This is a genomic window from Chitinibacter sp. S2-10 (assembly GCF_046530675.1).
GTDB lineage: Bacteria > Pseudomonadota > Gammaproteobacteria > Burkholderiales > Chitinibacteraceae > Chitinibacter.
On sequence record NZ_CP172558.1, the window covers coordinates 2,018,745 to 2,039,066 of the forward strand.

Sequence of the window (20,322 nt, forward strand, 5' to 3'; positions counted from 1 at the left end):
TATAAACACGCAGACCAATCATATAAATATCTACGGGCCTATACCCATGAAATACATTTCAACGCGCGGTGGCGTTGCGCCACAACAATTTAGCGATATCCTGCTTGGTGGCCTGATGGCTGATGGCGGTTTGTCGATTCCAGAATCGTACCCGCAATTTACCACCGAGCAACTGGCCGAGATGGCCAAGTTGAGCTATCCAGACCTCGCTTTCGCGGTGATCCGTCATTTCGTCGACGATATTCCGGCTGATGATCTGAAAGCGCTGATTGCAAAAACCTACACTGCAGCGGTTTACTGTAACGGTCGTAACGCGCAAGACGCCGCGCAAATCACGCCGATCATCAAGCTCGATGACACGCTGGTGATTCAGGAATTGTCGAACGGCCCGACGCTGGCGTTCAAGGACATGGCGATGCAGTTGCTCGGCAATCTGTTCGAGTACGTGCTGGCGAAAAAGGGCGAGCAGGTCAATATTCTGGGCGCAACGTCGGGTGACACCGGTTCGGCGGCCGAATATGCGATGCGTGGCAAGAAAGGCGTCAACGTCTTTATGCTGTCGCCGTTCGGCAAAATGAGTCCGTTCCAGCGCGCGCAAATGTTCAGCTTGCAGGACGAAAACATTTTCAACTTGTCGGTGCATGGCTTCTTCGATGCCTGTCAGGACATCGTCAAGGACGTGAATAAAGACGCCGACTACAAAGCCAAATACAAAATCGGCGCGGTGAATTCGATCAACTGGGGTCGCATCGTTGCGCAAGTCGTGTATTACTTCAAAGGCTACTTCGCCGCTGCGAAAAACGTCGGCGATGTGGTTGATTTTTGTGTGCCGTCAGGCAATTTTGGCAATATCTGCGCTGGTCATATCGCGCGCCAGATGGGCTTGCCGATTGGTCAGCTGATCGTTGCGACCAATGAAAACGACGTGCTCGACGAATTCTTCAAAACCGGCGGTTACCACCCGCGCGGTCTGGATCGCACTTACGAGACTTCAAGCCCGTCGATGGACATTACCAAGGCGTCGAATCTGGAGCGCTTTGTTTTCGATCTGGTTGGCCGCGACGCGAGCAAACTGGCTGCGATGTGGAAGTCAGTCGAAACCGGTGGTGGCTTTGAAATTGGTGCGGAATTGTTTGCGCAAATGCGCGACCAGTATGGCTTTAAATCCGAAGCCAGCACGCATGCCGACCGTGTTGCGCATATCCGCGAAGTGTTCGAGAAGTTTGGTGTGCAGATCGACCCGCATACCGCCGATGGCTACAAGGCCGCCAAAGCGCATCGCCGCGATAACGTCGTCATGGTCATCATGGAAACCGCGCTGCCAGCGAAGTTTGAAACAACGATGGTCGAAGCGTTGAATCAGCCACCAGCGCGCCCGGCCGGTTTGGTCGGCCTCGAAGATCTGCCGCAGCGTTTTGACGCGATTGATGCTGATGCCGCCCAGATCAAAGCGTATTTAGTCGAGCGTATTGCTCGCTAAGCCAATATTTGACTGATCTGTAGGGCAATACCCAATAAAAAACCGCCAGTCTTCAAGCTGGCGGTTTTTTATTTCTGCTGGTTTTTCTCTGTATGGAGCGGCTTAAATTTTGAGACGGCGGCAGGAAATGCAAGAAGTTGATATGCCGGCATCATTTTCACCTCACACCTCACACCTCACACCTCACTTCCTCACCCGCACCAGCACTTCATTGCCATTGCCTTGGTATTCGATGCTGTCAAATGACATCATTCGTGCCATCGAAATGCCTCGGCCATGCGGATCAAATGCGCGTTCTGGGGCAAACTCCAGAAAGGGTTCCCAGTCAAAGCCTGCTCCCTCATCCTGAATCCGGATTTGGACTTCGCCATCATCGCTGTCAAAGCTGACATTGACAATGCGGTCGCGGTACTGCGGATTTTGCAGTCGGGTTTCAACTTCTTCCTGCCAGCGGCCGGTTTGCAGTAGCCGTGTTTTTTCGCCGTAGCTGATCGCCAGATTGCCGTGCTCAACGGCGTTGACGAGTAATTCAGACAAGCCCAAGGCAACGCGTTGCGGATCGGGGCAGGCGCGCGACAGCAAGAGGGTTAGCTGGCGTGCTTCGTCGAGCGTACGGAAGCGGAATTGACCGTTGACCAGCAGCTTATACGAATCAGCATGCTCGGAAATTTCGCGTTCCAGCTGGCTACGTTCGGTATGAAAACCGACCGCGGCGGACACGATGGCCAGCAGCATTTCGCGCTGGAATGGTTTGATCAGATAGTAATACGCGCCGGCGGCCAGACCTTCCTGCACGTTTTCTGCCGCGCCGACGGCGGTCTGCATAATGACCGGAATATGCTGGAATTCCGGGTGTTGCTTGAGTTTGGCGAGTACCTGCATGCCGTCCATACGCGGCATCATCCGGTCGAGCAGGATGGTGTCAAAACCGATTCGATCAGCTTGCAGGACTTCCCACGCTTCCTCGCCGTCCATTGCGGTTACGGTTTCGTAACCCGCGTCGCTGAGGTGTTCGGATAAGATTTCTAGGTTAAACGGCTCGTCGTCAACAATCAGTACGCGGCCGGGTTTGGTCATCGGCGTCATGTCACTCATCCATGGTGTTTATGTAAGCAGCTTGTGTCATGCCTGATAATTCGCCGTACAGGGCGGTGAATTCCTGCGCCAGTTTGTGTTTGGCGTCGAGCGCGATCAATGGCGCAGCCCGGTCGTGTGATTCGCGCACTTTGACCGAGCTTGATAGCCGGGTTTTCAGGACCGGCAAATGCTGGGCTTCAAGTTCCTGTACCAAACGCTGCGGCAGGCTGGCGCGTGGCTGGTATTGGTTGACGACGATGCCTTCGATACGCAAATCGGCATTATGATCCTGCCGGATTTCCTCGACGCGAGCGATCAGTCCGAGTAGCGCATCGCGCGAGAACGTGTCGCAGTCAAATGGAATCAGGCAACCGGTTGCCGCGATCAGCGCCGAGAGCGTGAAAAAGTTCAACGCCGGTGGCGTGTCAATATAGACCTCGTCAAATTGCCCGGTTAACTCATCGAGTGTTTCGCGCAATTTGTAGATTTTGTAGCGCGATTCAAGTTTGACTTGCTGCTCGGCGATGCCGGGGTGCGAGGGCATCAGGTACAAATTTGCAAATGGCGTCGCGTGGATAAATTCAGCCGGGCCTTTGGCATAGAGTGAAAAATTGAGTACCTGATCAAAAAAATCGCTCAGCGTCGGCGTAGTCTCGCTAGCCGATGCCCCCAGTAGGTAATGGCTGCTATTGCCCTGTGGATCTAGGTCAACGACCAATACCCTCTTGCCTTGTGCGGCAGCGACCGCAGCAAGATTGACCGTAATCGTCGATTTGCCGACCCCGCCTTTTTGGTTAAATACTACTCGTCGCAACATAACTAAATATCCCCGGCTGGCTCAGTGCCAACACTATAACAAGCTTTTGCCCACAACTCTTGTCAGCAAAGCATAGTTTTTCATCTAAGCAACGGCTGATGTTGCCGCGGCTCTTGAAGCTGAACCAAGTAGCCCCATTTAGAGTGCATCCTCGTACAACCCCCTGTTAGGGAATAAAAAACCATGAGTAAAGAAACCCTAGGCTTTCAGGCCGAAGTCAAACAACTGCTGCAGTTGATGATTCACTCTTTGTATTCGAACAAGGAAATTTTCCTGCGCGAGCTGGTTTCCAACGCATCCGACGCGTGTGACAAGCTGCGCTTTGAAGCGATCAACAACGACAGCCTGTACGGCGACGATAGTGAATTGAAAATTCGCGTTTCATTCGACGCAGCAGCCAAAACGATCACGATTGCCGATAACGGCATCGGCATGAGTCGTGAAGAAGTGATCAAAAACATCGGCACGATCGCGCGTTCGGGCACCAAGGAATTTTTCAGCCAATTGTCGGGCGACGCGCAAAAAGACGCGCATCTGATCGGCCAGTTCGGCGTGGGTTTCTACTCGGCCTTTATCATCGCCGACAAAGTGACTTTGACTACGCGACGCGCAGGCGAAACCGGCGCAACGCAATGGGTATCGAATGGCGACGGCGAATTCACGCTTGAAGACGTTGCAAAAGACACTCGCGGCACCGAAATCGTTCTGCATTTGAAAGAAGGCGAGGATGAATTCCTGAACGACTGGAAACTACGCGGCATTATCCGCAAATATTCCGATCACATCACGCTGCCGATTTTGATGCCAGCACAAGCCGGCTACAACGAAGATGGCTCGATCAAGCCGGCCGAAGGCGAAGAGACGGTCAATCAGGCCAATGCGCTATGGACGCGCAGTAAATCTGAAATCTCGGACGAGCAATACACCGAATTCTACAAACACGTCGCACACGATTATGAAGACCCGCTGGCGTGGAGTCACGCCAAAGTCGAAGGCCGTCAGGAATACACCGAGCTGCTGTATGTGCCGCAACGCGCGCCGTTTGACCTGTACGACCGTGAACGTCGCCACGGCGTGAAGCTTTACGTTCGTCGCGTTTTCATCATGGAAGACAGCGAAAAACTGCTGCCGCAATACCTGCGCTTTATTCGCGGCGTGATCGACTCGGCTGATTTGCCGCTGAACGTGTCGCGCGAAATCCTGCAACACAGCAAAGACATCGAGCAGATCAAATCCGGCTGCGTGAAAAAAGTGCTCGGCATGTTGGAGAGCATGGCGAACTCGGATGACGACGCTGAAAAAGCCAAATACGCGAAATTCTGGACTGAATTCGGCAAGGTATTGAAAGAAGGCGTCGGTGAGGACTTTGCGAATAAAGAGCGTATTGCTGGTCTATGCCGGTTCTCGTCAACGCACAACGATAATGCCGAGCAAACCGTATCGCTCGCCGACTACATTGGCCGCATGAAAGATGGACAGGATCAGATCTACTTCATTACTGCGGATAGCTACGCCGCAGCGAAAAACAGCCCGCACCTCGAAGTTTTCCGCAAAAAAGGCATCGAGGTCTTGCTGCTGTCTGATCGCGTGGACGAATGGGCATTTAGTGGCCTGACCGAATTTGAAGGTAAAAAACTGCAATCGGTTGCCAAAGGCGAACTGGACTTGGAGCAATTTACCGACGAAGAAGAGAAAAAACAGCAGGAAGCCGCCGCAACCGAACTGAAAGACGTGCTCGAACAAATGAAATCTGTGCTCGGCGAATCAGTCAAAGACATTCGCGTAACGCACCGCCTGACCGACAGCCCGGCTTGCCTGGTCGTTGAAAATCAGGACATGAGCGCGAATTTGGAACGCCTCTTGAAATCGGCAGGTCAGGATATCAAAGGCAGTAAGCCGATTCTGGAAGTGAACCCAACGCATCCACTGGTGAGTAAACTGAAAGCTGAAGCGAGTGGTGATAAGTTTGGTGACTGGACTCAATTGTTGTTTGATCAAGCATTACTCGCCGAGGGTGGTCAGCTGGAAGACCCAGCATCGTTTGTTAAACGTCTGAATGGTTTGATGTTGGCAATGCAGGATTGAATGCCGAGAAATTAATCAGATGTATTTTTAAAAGCCGACCAGATGGTCGGCTTTTTATTTTAAATTTAATCAACAGCTTGGCTTCTTTGTTGTGATTTATTTGCCGATCAGTGTTGACGAGTTTGGGCCCGGTGGGTATAGTTCGGCCTCTCTGCTGATGACGCAACGAAACGAAGTGTGTTTCTTGGTTGTTCAGCCCGATCTTTAACAATCTACAGCCGATGAGTGTGAGCCCTTGATTCGTAAGTCAAATCAAGTGCTTGCACTCAATTGAAAAGAAAATTGAAAGACGAACTCTTTAGAGTTTATCTCGCAGTTTCTTTGAGTATTGAAGTACAAGCCAAGTAGTAAAAATAGCATAGCGATTAAACGAAAGAGTTTGATCCTGGCTCAGATTGAACGCTGGCGGCATGCTTTACACATGCAAGTCGAACGGCAGCACGGACTTCGGTCTGGTGGCGAGTGGCGAACGGGTGAGTAATACATCGGAACGTACCCAGTAATGGGGGATAACTATCCGAAAGGATAGCTAATACCGCATACGCCCTACGGGGGAAAGAGGGGGATCGCAAGACCTCTTGTTATTGGAGCGGCCGATGGCTGATTAGCTAGTTGGTGAGGTAAAGGCTCACCAAGGCGACGATCAGTAGCGGGTCTTAGAGGACGATCCGCCACACTGGAACTGAGACACGGTCCAGACTCCTACGGGAGGCAGCAGTGGGGAATCTTGGACAATGGGCGCAAGCCTGATCCAGCAATGCCGCGTGCGTGAAGAAGGCCTTCGGGTTGTAAAGCGCTTTTGTCTGGGAGCAAATCCTTGTGGCTAATACCCACCGGGGATGAGAGTACCAGAAGAATAAGGACCGGCTAACTACGTGCCAGCAGCCGCGGTAATACGTAGGGTCCAAGCGTTAATCGGAATTACTGGGCGTAAAGCGTGCGCAGGTGGTTTGTTAAGCGCGATGTGAAATCCCCGAGCTCAACTTGGGAATTGCATTGCGAACTGGCTAACTAGAGTACGGCAGAGGGGGGTGGAATTCCACGTGTAGCAGTGAAATGCGTAGAGATGTGGAGGAACACCGATGGCGAAGGCAACCCCCTGGGCTGATACTGACACTCATGCACGAAAGCGTGGGGAGCAAACAGGATTAGATACCCTGGTAGTCCACGCCCTAAACGATGTCAACTAGTTGTTGGGCTTTTCGGAGCTTAGTAACGCAGCTAACGCGTGAAGTTGACCGCCTGGGGAGTACGGTCGCAAGACTAAAACTCAAAGGAATTGACGGGGGCCCGCACAAGCGGTGGATGATGTGGATTAATTCGATGCAACGCGAAAAACCTTACCTGGTCTTGACATGTACGGAATCCTTGAGAGATCGAGGAGTGCCTTCGGGAGCCGTAACACAGGTGCTGCATGGCTGTCGTCAGCTCGTGTCGTGAGATGTTGGGTTAAGTCCCGCAACGAGCGCAACCCTTGCCATTAGTTGCCAGCATTCAGTTGGGCACTTTAATGGGACTGCCGGTGACAAACCGGAGGAAGGTGGGGATGACGTCAAGTCCTCATGGCCCTTATGACCAGGGCTTCACACGTCATACAATGGTCGGTACAGAGGGTCGCTAACCCGCGAGGGGGTGCCAATCTCACAAAACCGATCGTAGTCCGGATTGCACTCTGCAACTCGAGTGCATGAAGTCGGAATCGCTAGTAATCGCGGATCAGCATGTCGCGGTGAATACGTTCCCGGGCCTTGTACACACCGCCCGTCACACCATGGGAGTGGGTTTCACCAGAAGTAGGTAGGCTAACCGCAAGGAGGCCGCTTACCACGGTGGGATTCATGACTGGGGTGAAGTCGTAACAAGGTAGCCGTAGGGGAACCTGCGGCTGGATCACCTCCTTTCAAGAGCAAGACCTGCGGGTCAAGGACTCACACTCATCGGCTGTAAATTTGAAGATACAGAGACGACTTCATTCATAAATGAAAGAAGTTGTTGAGTTGGAAGCTGGGTCAGTAGCTCAGTCGGTTAGAGCACCGTGTTGATAACGCGGGGGTCATAGGTTCGATTCCTATCTGACCCACCATTGACGAGTCAATGGAAACAGCTTAGTCATGCCAGATTGGGGGATTAGCTCAGTTGGGAGAGCACCTGCTTTGCAAGCAGGGGGTCGTCGGTTCGATCCCGTCATCCTCCACCACGCCTTGCGGCGAGCACTGTGCAAGCGGTGGCGCAGCAAACAAGAGTTCAGAATTCAGTCAGTAGACGAATCAGAAATAATGATTCGGTCTGGTGATTTTGTTCTGGTTTCTTAAATCAGACCCACACAGGAATGTGTGACTGTATCGTTCTTTAACAAAATAGAAGAAGTAATATCTCCTAATTAAACAATGTGAAAACAGGGTAACTTGTTTTTACAGTAATAAATTGGGTTGATTGTATCTGCTGATCGAAAGATCAGCCGTTGTAGGACCTGAGAAACCCTACAACAAGTCGTAAATACGAAACTCTGACCAAGAGTACGGTAAAACGTGTTTGAGGTTATAGGATCAAGCGAATAAGTGCATCTGGTGGATGCCTTGGCGATGATAGGCGACGAAGGACGTGATAGCCTGCGATAAGCGTGGGGGAGCTGGCAAAGCGCTTTGATCCCACGATTTCCGAATGGGGAAACCCGGCCCTTTTGGGTCACTCATCACTGAATACATAGGTGATGTAGAGCGAACGCGGTGAACTGAAACATCTAAGTAACCGCAGGAAAAGAAATCAACCGAGATTCCCAAAGTAGTGGCGAGCGAAATGGGAAGAGCCTGTACGTGATAACTCAAAGCTTAATAGAAGGCAATGGAAAGTGCCGCCATAGTGGGTGATAGCCCCGTATATGAAAAGCATTGGGTGGTACTAAGCGTACGAGAAGTAGGGCGGGACACGAGAAATCCTGTTTGAAGATGGGGGGACCATCCTCCAAGGCTAAATACTCATCATCGACCGATAGTGAACCAGTACCGTGAGGGAAAGGCGAAAAGAACCCCGGGAGGGGAGTGAAATAGAACCTGAAACCGGATGCATACAAACAGTGGGAGCCCACAAGTTGGGTGACTGCGTACCTTTTGTATAATGGGTCAGCGACTTACGTTCAGTAGCAAGCTTAACCAAATAGGGGAGGCGTAGGGAAACCGAGTCCGAATAGGGCGCACAGTTGCTGGGCGTAGACCCGAAACCAAGTGATCTAGCCATGGCCAGGATGAAGGTGCGGTAACACGCACTGGAGGTCCGAACCCACTAACGTTGCAAAGTTAGGGGATGAGCTGTGGCTAGGGGTGAAAGGCTAAACAAACTTGGAAATAGCTGGTTCTCCTCGAAAACTATTTAGGTAGTGCCTCATGTATCACTGACGGGGGTAAAGCACTGTTATGGCTAGGGGGTCATCGCGACTTACCAAACCATGGCAAACTCTGAATACCGTCAAGTGCGAGCATGGGAGACAGTCCTGGGGTGCTAACGTCCTGGGACAAGAGGGAAACAACCCAGACCGCCGTCTAAGGTCCCAAATGATCAATTAAGTGGAAAACGAGGTGGGAAGGCACAGACAGCCAGGATGTTGGCTTAGAAGCAGCCATCATTTAAAGAAAGCGTAATAGCTCACTGGTCGAGTCGTCCTGCGCGGAAGATGTAACGGGGCTCAAATTGATAACCGAAGACGCGGATATGTACGATGTACATATGGTAGAGGAGCGTTCTGTAAGCCTGTGAAGGTGTCTTGAGAAGGATGCTGGAGGTATCAGAAGTGCGAATGCTGACATGAGTAGCGATAAAGGGGGTGAAAAGCCCCCTCACCGAAAACCCCAGGTTTCCTGCGCAACGTTCATCGGCGCAGGGTGAGTCGGCCCCTAAGGCGAGGCAGAAATGCGTAGTCGATGGGAAACAGGTTAATATTCCTGTACTTGGTATTAGTGCGATGTGGGGACGGAGAAGGTTACCTCAGCCAACGGTTGGAAGAGTTGGTTTAAGCGTGTAGGCGTGTAGCTTAGGCAAATCCGGGCTACTTTAACGCTGAGGCGTGATGACGAGTCGACTTGTCGACGAAGTGAGCGATACCCTGCTTCCAAGAAAAGCCACTAAGCTTCAGCTAATATCGAACCGTACCGCAAACCGACACAGGTGGGTAGGAAGAGTATTCTAAGGTGCTTGAGAGAACTCGGGAGAAGGAACTCGGCAAATTGACACCGTAACTTCGGGAGAAGGTGTGCCTCTAGTAGGTGAAGGTGTACAACTGGAGCCCAATGAGGCCGCAGAGAAATGAGGGCTGCGACTGTTTATCAAAAACACAGCACTGTGCTAACACGAAAGTGGATGTATACGGTGTGACGCCTGCCCGGTGCTGGAAGATTAAATGATGGGGTGCAAGCTCTTGATTGAAGTCCCAGTAAACGGCGGCCGTAACTATAACGGTCCTAAGGTAGCGAAATTCCTTGTCGGGTAAGTTCCGACCCGCACGAATGGCGTAACGATGGCCCTACTGTCTCCTCCCGAGACTCAGCGAAGTTGAAGTGTTTGTGAAGATGCAATCTCCCCGCTGCTAGACGGAAAGACCCCGTGAACCTTTACTGTAGCTTTGCATTGGACTTTGAAGTGGTTTGTGTAGGATAGGTGGGAGGCTTTGAAGCTGGAACGCTAGTTTCAGTGGAGCCGTCCTTGAAATACCACCCTGACCCCTTTGAGGTTCTAACCTTGGTCCGTTATCCGGATCGGGGACCGTGCATGGTAGGCAGTTTGACTGGGGCGGTCTCCTCCCAAATTGTAACGGAGGAGCTCGAAGGTCGCCTAGGTACGGTCGGACATCGTACTGATAGTGTAATGGCAAAAGGCGGCTTAACTGCGAGACCGACAAGTCGAGCAGGTGCGAAAGCAGGACATAGTGATCCGGTGGTTCTGAATGGAAGGGCCATCGCTCAACGGATAAAAGGTACTCCGGGGATAACAGGCTGATTCCGCCCAAGAGTTCACATCGACGGCGGAGTTTGGCACCTCGATGTCGGCTCATCACATCCTGGGGCTGTAGCCGGTCCCAAGGGTATGGCTGTTCGCCATTTAAAGTGGTACGTGAGCTGGGTTCAAAACGTCGTGAGACAGTTTGGTCCCTATCTGCAGTGGGCGTTGGAAGTTTGAGGGGGGCTGCTCCTAGTACGAGAGGACCGGAGTGGACTGACCTCTGGTGTACCGGTTGTCACGCCAGTGGCATTGCCGGGTAGCTAAGTCGGGAATAGATAAGCGCTGAAAGCATCTAAGCGCGAAACTAGCCTCAAGATGAGACTTCCCTAGGTCTTTAAGACCTCTAAAGGATCGTTCGAGACCAGGACGTTGATAGGTCGGGTGTGGAAGCGTAGTAATACGTTAAGCTAACCGATACTAATAGCCCGTGAGGCTTGATCCTATAACCTGAGACGCGTTGTTGCGATGAAGGTGCAATTGACCCGATTGCGAATTGAATAAGATAAAGAGAGACCGGTGAAGCGAAAGCTGAGCTGATGAAAGATTACTTCTTCTATTGATTTCGAGTGGTTGCAAAGGTAAAAGCCTAAGCAGTCAACTCACCCAGTTTTGTCTGGTGACCATAGCGAGGTGGTCCCACTCCTTCCCATCCCGAACAGGACAGTGAAACGCCTCAGCGCCGATGATAGTGCGGATTGCCCGTGTGAAAGTAGGACATTGCCAGACTCCCTAAAAGAAAAGCCCAGCTCAACCGAGCTGGGCTTTTTTCTGGGCGCGAGATAGGTAACGGCTAGTGGGGGTATATGGCTGGAGGTTAGGTTCAGATTGCTCTGTAGATAATACCCTTTGAAACCACCGCATCCACGGGCAACGCGCTTATTTTGGTGTGACGTTTATAGAACATTCGTTCTTTTTATTCTTGAGTTTTGTGAATTTACCTTGTATTGTGAACGTACGTTCTACATTGATCAGGGGGAAATTCCATGACTTACCGTTTCCGTGTATCTCATTCTGCTTTTGTCCAGTTGCGCCAGCTTGAAGTACCAATGGCCTTGCTGGAATATCTGGCTCAGCCTGCTTTGTGCGGTGCTGCAGCGATGCTGTCGCAGCGTATGATTGTCAAAATGCCACGTCACTTGCGTGCGATTGCGCAGAACTTCATCGGCCTTTATGTCGTTGCGGATGGTCAAGGTGAGGTTAAAGAAGTCAAGCGTATAAAGCATCGCCTGGCTATTGCCGAGCAGGCTGAGCAATATGGCTTTTCCGCGGATTGCACAAAAATCGAATTTGGCAAAAGCACCGACTGGCGAACTTCGATTGGTGCTTGATGGGTATATGAATGAGGGATTGAATATTTTTGGCTCGCAAGTCAATACAGCCCATGGGTATATTGGATGATAGGGCACAAGACCCAAGTTTTTGCTACACTCTGCGCATTCGTTTGCAAAGGGTAAAATCCATGGCTCAGTATGTAATGTCAATGCTCCGCGTGAGCAAAATTGTTCCGCCCAAGCGCCAAATTATTAAGGATATTTCGCTGTCTTTCTTCCCCGGTGCAAAGATTGGCCTGCTGGGTTTGAATGGTTCGGGTAAATCGACCGTGCTGAAAATTATGGCCGGAGTTGATAAAGAATACGACGGTGAAGTGCAACATTTGCCTGGCATTAAAATCGGCTATCTGGCGCAGGAGCCTGAGCTCACAGCGACCAATACTGTGCGCCAGGAAGTTGAAAGTGGTTTAGGCGAAGTATTTGAAGCGCAAGCCAAACTCGAAGCCGTGTACGCCGCCTATGCCGAAGAAGGTGCAGATTTTGACGCGCTGGCCGAAGAGCAGGCGCGTCTTGAAGCGATTATTTCTGCGGGTTCGGGCGAAAATGTCGAGTTGCAACTCGAAATCGCTGCCGATGCACTGCGCTTGCCTGAGTGGGATGCGATTGTTGGTAATCTGTCCGGTGGTGAAAAACGCCGCGTTGCTTTGTGCAAATTGCTGTTGTCCAAGCCCGATATGTTGTTGCTTGACGAGCCAACGAATCACCTGGACGCTGAATCGGTTGAATGGCTGGAGCAGTTCTTGGTGCGTTTCCCAGGTACCGTTGTGGCCGTAACGCATGATCGTTACTTCCTTGATAACGCTGCTGAGTGGATTCTGGAGCTGGATCGCGGTCAAGGTATCCCTTGGAAAGGCAATTACTCTTCTTGGCTGGAGCAAAAAGAAGCTCGCCTGAAGCTGGAAGAGTCACAAGAATCTGCGCGTCAGAAAGCCTTGAACAAAGAGCTGGAGTGGGTACGCCAGAATGCCAAAGGTCGCCAAGCCAAATCCAAAGCGCGTATCGCCCGCTTTGAAGAGTTGAGCAGTTTCGAGCATCAGAAACGCAATGAAACCCAAGAGATCTTTATTCCAGTCGCTGAGCGTCTGGGCGATAAAGTGATCGAATTCAAAGGCGTTTCCAAAGCCTTTGGTGATCGCCTGTTGATCGACAATCTGAGCTTCAATGTGCCTGCTGGTGCGATTGTCGGCATTATCGGCCCCAATGGTGCCGGTAAATCGACGCTATTCAAAATGATCGCCGGTAAAGAATTGCCTGATAGCGGTGAAGTGGAAATCGGCCAAACAACACAAATGGCGTTTGTTGAACAAAGCCGTGAAGGCTTGGAAAACAGCAAGACGGTGTTTGAAGACGTGTCAGGTGGCCATGATGTGATCAATGTTGGCAAGTTCGAAATGAGCAGCCGTGCTTACTTGGGCCGTTTTAACTTTAAAGGTGCGGATCAGGCCAAAATCGTCGGCAATTTGTCCGGTGGTGAGCGTGGCCGTTTGCACTTGGCCAAAACGCTGCTCAAAGGTGGCAATGTGCTGCTGCTTGACGAGCCATCGAATGACTTGGACGTGGAAACGCTGCGAGCCCTGGAAGACGCTTTGCTCGAATTCGCCGGTACGGCCTTTGTGATTTCTCATGATCGCTGGTTCCTTGACCGGATTGCGACGCACATCCTCGCAGCCGAAGGCGATTCGCAGTGGACTTTCTTCGATGGGAATTATCAGGAATACGAAGCGGATAAACGCAAACGATTGGGTGAAGAGGGCGCGAAACCGAAGCGGATTCGCTATAAGCCGATTTCACGTTAAGCGTCAGCAAATATCATCAAAAAGCCGTCCTCTGTGGACGGCTTTTTTTATCTCCTAGCTCAGCACAATGTGTACTATGCTGCGCTGCAGAACGGGCAAAATGGTTTGTATATTGTAATGTGGATTGCAGATTGCCCGCATGCGCAGGCCATCGAATAGCGAAATGATCAGATCACACCGTGCATCATTTTCGGCTTCACTGATGGCTGGTAAATCCGCTCTGGCCTTATTAATGATTTCTTTTCCATGTTGTCGCAAAATCAGCGTTGATTGCTGCAGCATAAGCAAGACTTTGGCATTGCGGGAGGCTTCGGCAATGATTTCAAAATTCAGCGTTGAATTGCTCAAATCAAGGCTTTCATTAATGGTTTGTTCTGCAAACTGGATCAGGGCATCAATCGTGCTGTCGGCGTCGAGCAGCATATGAATGATTTGCAGATGCCGCTGCTGTTCCTGTTCGATAATGGCCGCAACGATGGCTTCCTTGTTTTCGAAATAGTGATAAATGTGGCCAGCACTCATTTGGGCCGCTTTGGCGATTGAAGCCATGCTTGCGGCATGAAAGCCGGAGGTGCGAAAACAGTCGGCAGCAGCATTTAAGACCTGTTGCCGTCTGGCCTCAGCCTTGTCTTGTGAAGCGGTGATGTGAGCAGGCTTCAAAACGACTATCCTTGATGAAATGATTTAATCCAAGCTATGCATTATATGCGCTTGTTATTTTTGACGGAAGAAATTAGAATGGTCATTCTAGAATAATCATTCTAAAATAAACAGTCCATCCCGCCGATGGGCTTGTTATTGCGAAAAATTACCCAAATGAGATCACACGATGCCCGATATGCCGATTAACTTATCCCGTTTATTTGTCATGACGGCCATAGTTGCGCTGACAGCCTGTGGCGAGCAAGCTCAACAAGCGGCAAGCAATGACCCTGTCCCGGTTGGGGTGGTCAATCTAACGGCGTCAGACGTCCAGATTGATCGGGAGTTACCCGGCCGAACCGTTGCTTACCGGATTGCCGAAATTCGCCCGCAAGTAGGCGGAATTTTGCGTCAGCGCCTGTTCACTGAGGGAAATGAAGTGCAAGCCGGTCAGGCGCTTTACCAGATAGATGATGCCACTTTCCGCGCCAGTTATGACAGTGCTAGCGCGGCTTTGGCGCGCGCTCAGGCCAATTTGGTCACGATCAAGCTCAAGGCCGAACGTTATCAGGAGCTGATTGCGATTAACGGCGTGAGCAAGCAGGAAAATGATGATGCACAAGCCGCGTATTTGCAGGCTCAGGCCGATGTAGCGTCAAGCAAGGCTGCGCAGCAAATGGCAAAAATTAACTTGAACTACAGCCGGATCACCGCACCGATCAGTGGCCGGATCGGCAAATCAAGTGTTTCCGAAGGTGCTCTGGTTTCGGCCGGACAGCCGCAGGCGCTGACGACCGTGCAACAGCTCGATCCGATTTATGTGGATATCAGCCAGTCGACGACCGAATTGATGCGCTTCAAACAACAGTTTGCAAATTCGTTCAATGCCAAACACGGCCTGCCGGTTCGCGTGGTGCTGGACGATGGTCAGGAATACGCGCATCAGGGCACTTTGCAATTTACCGATACCACGGTAGATCCGGCGACGGGTGCCGTCAATTTGCGGGTGCTGGTGCCCAATCCTGACAAATTACTGTTACCGGGGATGTTTGTACGCGCTCGGCTGGCCTCGGCCAATGTCAAAAATGCGGTGCTGATTCCGCAGCAGGCCTTGATTCGTCAACCAAAGGGGCTGGCCAATGTGATGATTGTGGATGATAAAGGCTTGGCACAGGCAGTGCCCGTCAAACCGATTCGGGCTATTGGTGATCAGTGGCTGATTGGTGAAGGCCTCAATGGCAAGGAGCAATTGATTGTCGAAGGCTTGCAGAAAATCAAGCCGGGCGTACCCGTGAAAGCTGAACCTGCCAAAACGCTAGCGCAAGCCGATGTAGCCGCCAAAGCTGCATCCACAGCCGCTACCGCGTCTAAACCCGCTGCGCGTCAATAAGGGGATAAAACATGGCGCGTTTTTTTATTGATCGACCCATTTTTGCCTGGGTGATCTCGCTGATCATTATGCTCGCCGGTATTCTGGCGATTCGCACCTTACCGGTTTCGCAATATCCCAAAATTGCACCGCCGTCGATTACGATCTCGGCTGTTTATCCTGGCGCAGCTGCCAAAACGCTCGAAGACTCGGTCACTCAGGTGATCGAACAGCGGATGAAAGGGATTGATAACCTGAGGTATATCAGCTCAAGCAGCGAACAGTCTGGCCGTGCGAGCATTACCCTCAGTTTTGATGCGGGAACCGATGCCGATATTGCTCAGGTTCAGGTGCAGAACAAATTGCAGCTGGCTTTGCCACAATTGCCGCAGGAAGTGCAGCAACAGGGCATTACCGTCACCAAATCATCATCAAGCTTTTTGATGGTGCTCGGCTTTGTTTCAAAAGACAATTCATTGAGCCGCACCGATCTGGCCGACTATGCGATCACGAATATCCTTGATCCGATCAGCCGCGTGAATGGTGTGGGTGACGTGCAGGTGTTTGGTGCCCAGTATGCGATGCGGATCTGGCTTGATCCGGCCAAATTGAACAATTACAAACTGTCGGTGCAGGAAGTCATTGCTGCGATCAAAGCGCAGAATGCACAGATTTCGGCCGGGCAGGTCGGTGGCGTGCCATCGGTTCCGGGGCAGAAGCTCAATTCGGCAATTATTGCGCAAAGCCGGCTTGAAACGGCCGAACAGTTTGGCCGGATCTTATTGCGCGTGAAAAGCGATGGTGCCCAGGTTCGCCTAGCCGACGTCGCCCGCATTGAACGTGATGCAGAAAATTACGAAGTCGTGAGCCGTTACAACGGTGATTCGGCAACCGGCTTGGGGATCAAGCTCGCCACCGGCGCGAATGCGCTCGAAACGGCAGCGGCCGTGCGCGCCAAAATGGCCGAGCTCAAACAATATTTCCCACAAGGCATGGATGTTGTCGTGCCGTATGACACGACGCCATTTGTCAAACTGTCGATTGAAGAAGTCGTCAAGACACTCATCGAAGCGATCATTCTGGTTTTCTGTGTCATGTATCTGTTTATGCAGAATTTCCGCGCGACGCTGATACCAACGATTGCCGTCCCTGTGGTCTTGCTCGGTACTTTTGGCGTGATGTCGGCCTTGGGCTTTTCGATCAATACGCTGACGATGTTCGGCATGGTGCTCGCGATTGGCCTGCTCGTTGACGACGCGATTGTCGTCGTCGAGAACGTCGAGCGCGTGATGCAAGAAGAAGGCTTGAGTCCGAAGGAAGCAACTCGCAAATCGATGTCGCAAATCACTGGCGCGCTGGTCGGGATTGCACTGGTTCTGTCGGCCGTGTTTGTTCCGATGGCCTTTTTTGGTGGTTCGACCGGCGTGATTTACCGCCAGTTCTCGATCACCGTCGTTTCGGCGATGGCCTTGTCGGTGCTGGTCGCTTTGACGCTGAGCCCGGCGCTGTGCGCGACTTTGCTTAAACCGATTGCCAAAGGAGAGCATCATGGCAAAAGCGGATTTTTTGGCAAGTTCAACCAGCAATTTGATCGCTTCAATCTGCGCTATCAGCAAATCGTCAGCCGCTGGCTCGGTCGCAGTGGCCGCTACGTTGTCATTTATCTGGTGCTGATCGGCGTCATGTCGGCGATGTTTCTGCGCTTGCCGACGTCATTTCTGCCCGAGGAAGATCAGGGGATTTTGTTTACCCAGGTGATGCTGCCTGCCGGTTCAACGCAGGAACAAACACTGGCGGTGCTCGATAAAGTCGAAAAACACTTTATGGAGAATGAAAAACTCAATGTCGAATCGGTGTTTACCGTCGCCGGTTTCAGCTTTGGCGGTAGTGGCCAGAATAGCGGGATCGGATTTGTCCGCTTGCGCGACTGGTCAGAACGCAAAGGTGATGAGCAACATGTCAAAGCGATTGTAGGCCGAGCTTATGGCGCATTTGCCCAGATCAAGGAAGCGATGGTGTTTGCTTTTGCGCCGCCAGCCGTACTTGAGCTCGGCAATGCCACCGGTTTTGATTTGCAACTACAAGACAGGGGTAATGTTGGCCATGAAAAACTGACCGAAGCGGCCTATATGCTGCTCGGCATGGCGGCCAAAGATCCGAATGTGGTCGGTGTTCGACCCAACGGTCAGCCTGACTCGCCGCAACTGCGCCTCGATGTTGATCAGGAAAAAGCCAGCGCGCTTGGTTTGCAGATCAGCGACATCAACCTGACCTTGTCGGCTGCGTGGGGCTCGGCGTATGTGAATGATTTTATCGATGAAGGCCGGGTGAAAAAAGTCTATTTGCAGGCCGACGCGCCATTTAGGATGAAGCCGGAAGATTTGAACGACTGGTACGTCAAAAATGCCAGCGGCGATATGGTGCCATTCTCGTCGTTTGCCAGTACGCGCTGGGACTACGGCTCGCCGCGTCTGACGCGTTATAACAGCGTTCCTTCGATGAATATCCAGGGCGCAGCAGCGCCGGGTAAAAGTACCGGTGACGCGATGCTGGCGATGGAGAGCATGATCGCCAAATTGCCGCCGGGAATCGGCTATGAATGGACTGGGCTCTCGCTCGAAGAGCGTCAGTCCGGTGCGCAAGCACCTGCGCTGTACGCACTATCGTTGCTGATCGTTTTCCTGTGTCTGGCTGCACTGTATGAAAGCTGGTCGATTCCGTTTTCGGTGATGCTGGTCGTGCCGCTGGGCGTGATCGGTGCACTGGCTGCGACGCTGGGGCGCGGCTTGAGCAACGACGTCTACTTCCAGGTCGGCTTACTGACGACGATAGGTTTGTCGGCCAAGAATGCCATCCTGATCGTCGAATTTGCCAAGGCTCAGGTTGACGAAGGAATGGATCTGATCGACGCCACTTTGCAAGCGGTGCGAATGCGCCTGCGACCGATTGTGATGACTTCGCTGGCGTTTGGTTTTGGTGTCTTGCCGATGGCGATCGCCAGTGGTGCAGGTTCGGGCAGCCAGAATGCCATTGGTACCGGCGTTGTCGGCGGGATGTTGAGCGCAACGATGCTGGGCATTTTCTTCGTGCCAGTCTTTTATGTGCTGATCAGCAAATATTTTTCGCCGCGCCACCAAGAAGCTGCGGCACCGATGAAGGAACCCCGTTAATGACTCAAGCTTTAACCTTGACCCGTACGCAGCTGGGTCCGAGATTGCTGACGCTGGCACTGCTGGGGATACTGGCAGGCTGTACCAGCCTGGCACCGGAGTATATTCGCCCAGCCAGCCCGGTCGCGGCTGGGATTAGTAATGAATATTCAGGGTATGTTTCTGAAATAAAGGCGGCAGAAGATCTGCAGCCCTATACCCAATGGGAGCAACTCTTTGTCGATTCCGGTTTGCAAAACCTGATCCGCCAGGCGCTGATACAAAATCGGGATTACCGAATTGCCGCATTCAATATCGAAAAAGTGCGCGCTCAATATCAGATCAGCCAGGCCAATCGTCTGCCGACGATAGGTATTTCCGCCAGCGGTAATTCGACTGGCGATGCCGGCAGTTCACAAAGCAATGAGCAGCAATATACCGCTAGCGTCGGGCTGACCAGTTACGAGCTCGACTTTTTTGGTCGACTCAAAAGCCTGAGCGACGCGGCGCTGGCGCAATATCTGGGAACACAAGCCGCGCAGCAAAGTTTGCGCCTCTCGCTGATCGCCGAAGTCGCCAATGCGTATTACAACCTGGCCGCCGACCAGGCCAATTTGCAACGGATCAAGGAAACGCTGACGAGCCGGCAGGCTTCGCACGAGCTAATCGAACGCCGTTTTGCGGCTGGCGTGATCGGCGAGCTCGACGTTCAGCAATCGCGCGTCGCGCTGGAAACGGCACGTGCCGATCTGGCGCGCAATGCCTTGCTTGTGCTGCAGGACAAAAATGCCTTGCGTGTGCTGACTGGCGGCGAGATCAACGCCGCTGATCTACCGAAATTGGGCGCGGGCAACTGGCGGCAAGTCGTCGCGACACCGCAACTGCCAACGCAGCTGAAATCGGATATCCTGCTGCGTCGCCCCGATGTGCAACGTGCCGAGTATTTATTGCAAAGCGCGAATGCCAATATTGGCGCAGCACGCGCGGCTTTTTTTCCGACCATTACGCTGACAACGGGGATCGGCGTTGCCAGCAGCAGCCTGTCTGATCTGTTTTCGGGCGGCAGCGGCGCATGGCTGTTTGCACCGCAACTGACCTTGCCGATTTTCGACGGCGGTCGCAATCAGGCCAATCTCGACGCCGCCAAAGCGGAGCGCGAGATCGCGTTGGCGACCTACGAAAAAACCATCCAGCAGGCCTTTCGCGAAGTAAGCAATTCGCTGTCGCAAACCAGCAGCGACCTCGACCGCCTTGCTGCGCAGCAGAGCCAGCTTGCCGCAGCCAAACGCGCTTATGACATTGCGCAGGCACGCTATAACAGCGGCATCGGCGCTTATCTTGACGTGCTGGAAAGTCAGCGGGTGCTGTATCAGGTCGAACTGGCGTTCAATAATCTGCAACTGCAACTGGTCGTCAATCAGGTCAATCTGTATAAAGCCACCGCACTGTACTGAGTATTCCGCCTGCCAACCCCAAGCCGCGTCAGCGGCTTTTTTATTGATGCTGCTAAATACATCGGGTGAGTATTGCTTTGTGGATATTGTATGCTATTAATCGTACGCATATACCCATGCTGATTTTACGTGA

At 52.2% G+C, this 20,322-nt stretch carries 10 protein-coding genes, 2 tRNA genes and 3 rRNA genes; 12 read left to right on the top strand and 3 right to left on the bottom strand.

What is annotated here, in order from left to right; translation table 11 throughout:
* Positions 1 to 46 precede the first annotated feature (46 nt).
* Entirely contained in the window at positions 47 to 1,480 is a 1,434-nt protein-coding gene (gene thrC / locus ACG2XO_RS09540) for a threonine synthase (RefSeq protein WP_410497752.1), read from the top strand.
* 183 nt (positions 1,481 to 1,663) lie between these two features.
* Here the strand turns inward: thrC and ACG2XO_RS09545 are convergent, their stop codons facing one another.
* Complete coding sequence (locus ACG2XO_RS09545; RefSeq protein WP_410497753.1) at positions 1,664 to 2,566, bottom strand: response regulator; 903 nt, start codon at positions 2,564 to 2,566, stop codon at positions 1,664 to 1,666.
* Between the two features lies 1 nt (position 2,567).
* Positions 2,568 to 3,371 (bottom strand): ParA family protein, encoded by an 804-nt coding sequence (locus ACG2XO_RS09550; RefSeq protein ID WP_410500249.1) that lies wholly within the window; start codon positions 3,369 to 3,371, stop codon positions 2,568 to 2,570.
* A gap of 186 nt (positions 3,372 to 3,557) precedes the next feature.
* Between ACG2XO_RS09550 and htpG the strand changes: the two genes are divergently transcribed.
* The 8 genes from htpG to ettA all read left to right on the top strand — a co-directional run bounded on the left by htpG (position 3,558) and on the right by ettA (position 13,575).
* Positions 3,558 to 5,459 (top strand): molecular chaperone HtpG, encoded by a 1,902-nt coding sequence (gene htpG / locus ACG2XO_RS09555; RefSeq protein WP_410497754.1) that lies wholly within the window; start codon positions 3,558 to 3,560, stop codon positions 5,457 to 5,459.
* 367 nt (positions 5,460 to 5,826) lie between these two features.
* Positions 5,827 to 7,360, top strand: a 16S ribosomal RNA gene (locus ACG2XO_RS09560).
* A gap of 105 nt (positions 7,361 to 7,465) precedes the next feature.
* Positions 7,466 to 7,542, top strand: a tRNA-Ile gene (locus tag ACG2XO_RS09565).
* Positions 7,543 to 7,580: 38 nt separating this feature from the next.
* Positions 7,581 to 7,656, top strand: a tRNA-Ala gene (locus ACG2XO_RS09570).
* A gap of 347 nt (positions 7,657 to 8,003) precedes the next feature.
* Positions 8,004 to 10,890 (top strand): 23S ribosomal RNA (locus ACG2XO_RS09575).
* Positions 10,891 to 11,060: 170 nt separating this feature from the next.
* Positions 11,061 to 11,174, top strand: a 5S ribosomal RNA gene (gene rrf / locus ACG2XO_RS09580).
* Together the 16S, 23S and 5S rRNA genes with 2 tRNA genes alongside form the textbook arrangement of a ribosomal RNA operon.
* A gap of 257 nt (positions 11,175 to 11,431) precedes the next feature.
* Positions 11,432 to 11,776 (top strand): hypothetical protein, encoded by a 345-nt coding sequence (locus ACG2XO_RS09585; protein ID WP_410497755.1) that lies wholly within the window; start codon positions 11,432 to 11,434, stop codon positions 11,774 to 11,776.
* A gap of 131 nt (positions 11,777 to 11,907) precedes the next feature.
* Positions 11,908 to 13,575 (top strand): energy-dependent translational throttle protein EttA, encoded by a 1,668-nt coding sequence (gene ettA / locus ACG2XO_RS09590; protein ID WP_410497756.1) that lies wholly within the window; start codon positions 11,908 to 11,910, stop codon positions 13,573 to 13,575.
* Positions 13,576 to 13,629: 54 nt separating this feature from the next.
* Here the strand turns inward: ettA and ACG2XO_RS09595 are convergent, their stop codons facing one another.
* Positions 13,630 to 14,097: a TetR/AcrR family transcriptional regulator gene (locus tag ACG2XO_RS09595; RefSeq protein WP_410500277.1), complete on the bottom strand. Its 468-nt coding sequence runs from the start codon at positions 14,095 to 14,097 to the stop codon at positions 13,630 to 13,632.
* Between the two features lie 316 nt (positions 14,098 to 14,413).
* On the opposite strand from ACG2XO_RS09595, the gene ACG2XO_RS09600 reads away from it, so the two are divergent.
* From ACG2XO_RS09600 to ACG2XO_RS09610, 3 genes are read left to right on the top strand one after another with little or no spacing between them, the layout of a single operon-like run.
* Positions 14,414 to 15,607: an efflux RND transporter periplasmic adaptor subunit gene (locus ACG2XO_RS09600; RefSeq protein ID WP_410497757.1), complete on the top strand. Its 1,194-nt coding sequence runs from the start codon at positions 14,414 to 14,416 to the stop codon at positions 15,605 to 15,607.
* A gap of 11 nt (positions 15,608 to 15,618) precedes the next feature.
* Positions 15,619 to 18,756 (top strand): efflux RND transporter permease subunit, encoded by a 3,138-nt coding sequence (locus ACG2XO_RS09605; protein WP_410497758.1) that lies wholly within the window; start codon positions 15,619 to 15,621, stop codon positions 18,754 to 18,756.
* Positions 18,756 to 20,189, top strand: coding sequence for an efflux transporter outer membrane subunit (locus ACG2XO_RS09610; protein WP_410497759.1), 1,434 nt, complete (start codon positions 18,756 to 18,758; stop codon positions 20,187 to 20,189). The genes ACG2XO_RS09605 and ACG2XO_RS09610 overlap by 1 nt, the downstream gene beginning before the upstream one ends.
* Positions 20,190 to 20,322 lie beyond the last annotated feature (133 nt).